The sequence below is a fragment of the Streptococcus sp. genome (assembly GCF_019414905.1).
Lineage (GTDB): Bacteria > Bacillota > Bacilli > Lactobacillales > Streptococcaceae > Streptococcus.
In genome coordinates this window covers 1-2,142 of record NZ_DXLC01000268.1, presented here as the reverse complement: position 1 = coordinate 2,142, position 2,142 = coordinate 1, and the positions used below count along the sequence as shown (strand labels likewise).

Here is a 2,142-nt window from a genome sequence, read left to right as displayed (position 1 = left end):
GCACCGACTGGATTTTTAATCAAGACGAGGGTGCATTCCTTGTCACCGATATGGAAGGTTTCCTGGCGTCCAAAGACAGCACGACTCTTATCAAATCCCTGCTTGATTAGTTGGGAATCTGCGCCGAGGAAACGGGCGATAGCCACAGCAGCTAGGGCGTTGTAGATGTTGTAAAGTCCACCGATTTGGATGCCGTATTCTTGGCCGTCAATGACAAAGCGAGAGCGATTGTTGGTTAACTCAACTAGTTCTGTCAAGCGATAGTCGAGATCAGGACGTTTACATCCACAACCTTCACAGATATAGGCACCCAAGTTTGCATAAGTATTGTGCTCATATTTGAGGATGCCTTGGCAGTCAGGGCAGAGGATTCCTTCGGTATTATAGTGAGCCAGCTGAGCTGGACCTTTCTCCAAGTCAAAACCAAAATACTGTACAGGATTTGGAATAGCTGGCTTGTAGAAAAGTGGACTGTCTCCATTAAGAAGAACAGTGGCAGTAGGCACCTTACGAATGGCATCCAAAATCATCTTGTAAGTTGTGTAAATTTCACCATAGCGGTCCATCTGGTCACGGAAGATATTCGTGATGACAAAAAGGCTTGGCTGGATATAGTCACAGATACGAGATAGACTGGCTTCGTCGATTTCTAGGACGGCAATATTTTTCCCAGTTTTAGAAGATTTGGCTGTTAAGAAGGTTGTCGCAATTCCTGTAATCATGTTGGCACCGCTTGGGTTGGTCAGAACTTGGCCATAAACCTCTTTTAAAATGCCGACAGTGAGAGCAGTTGTCAAGGTTTTTCCGTTGGTTCCAGTGACCACGACAATCTCGTAGTTCTTAGCTAGGTTTTGTAAAATATCTTTATCGAATTGAAGGGCAAGTTTTCCTGGAAGCGTACTTCCACGGCCAAGACGGCTTAAAATGAAGTGGGAAGAACGCCCAGCAAGAAGGCCCAAAGTAGTTTTTAATTTCATGTTTCTATTATACCACACTTCACTCAGCAGTCCTATTATTATATATAAAGCAGTGATCTACAACTCGCTCTTTTAAATACTTAAATATCACCAATAAATCGGTAGTGTATTTCCAGTTTAATTTGTCTATTCTTGCCTCTACCAATCGGTTGGTGAATAATAATTTTGTCAATCAATTCGTTGACAATTTTTGAGGTTAAATTCTCAAGCTGAGTATATTTTCGAATGGTTGTCATAAATTCTTCAATGTTGTGGGCAGATTTCATTTTCACCCCAAGAGTTGCGGTGGCAGTTTGGACTTTTTCCTTCAACTCGGCTTGTTCCGCCTCATAGCTGTCGCACAATTTTTTGAAGCGGTCATCCGCAATCTCACCCAAGAGTTGCTTTTCGTAGAGTCGCTGGATGATAGTATCCAACTCCACCATTCGCTGTTCGTTTTTGGTCAGCTGTTTTTTCAGTTCGCTAAACTTCTTGGTTTCTTTGATTTCAAACTTATCCTTCAAGCGCTGTAATAAATCTGCTTCGTTAATCTGAAGCGAGTTTATCAGTTCTTGAAGCTCGTTTAAAATTAGGTTTTCCAATACTTCTTTACGAAGATAGTGACCGCCCGAACAAGTATCGCCAGCTCGCTTAAAATGGTAACATTTATAATGGTCGAGGTTCACGCCATCTTTTTCTTGTGGGCAAAAACTTAATTTATGCTCGTTTTCGCAATAAAGCAAGCCTGCAAACAAGTTTTCATGTCCTGTTTTGTTTTTCCAGTTATGCCTTTGAACGACTCGCTTGTGGTTCATCATTTTTCTTGCAATTTCGAAATCTTCCTTCGAAATAATTGCTTCGTGGCTATCTGGGAAAATTAGCCAATCTTCACGAGGTCGCAGGCGACAATTTCGCTGTTTGTAGGAAATTTTTGCGGTTTTCAAGTTAATGGTTGAGCCGATATACTCCTCTTTTTCCAATATTTGCCAAATCATCTGAGTTTTCCAATAACAAGGGTCACTCTCTAAAATTCGATAGTTCGAAACACCCAGCTTCTTTTTGTAGCGAGCAGGAGTGAGGACTTTGTCACGCCTTAAACCTTGAGCTATCTCGGTTGGCGTTCTGCCTGAAATATACTCCGAAAATATCCGTTTAACGATTTCTGAAGCATATTCATCTACTAACC

General features: G+C 41.6%; 2 protein-coding genes. Both read right to left on the bottom strand.

Annotation, left to right across the window (positions count from 1 at the left end):
• Positions 1–977, bottom strand: a 977-nt coding sequence (locus QZ359_RS08125) for a Mur ligase family protein (protein WP_293965379.1), incomplete at its 3' end; no start/stop codon positions are given.
• Between the two features lie 80 nt (positions 978–1,057).
• A partial coding sequence (locus QZ359_RS08120; protein WP_293965378.1) for a recombinase family protein occupies positions 1,058–2,142 on the bottom strand: 1,085 nt, incomplete at its 5' end.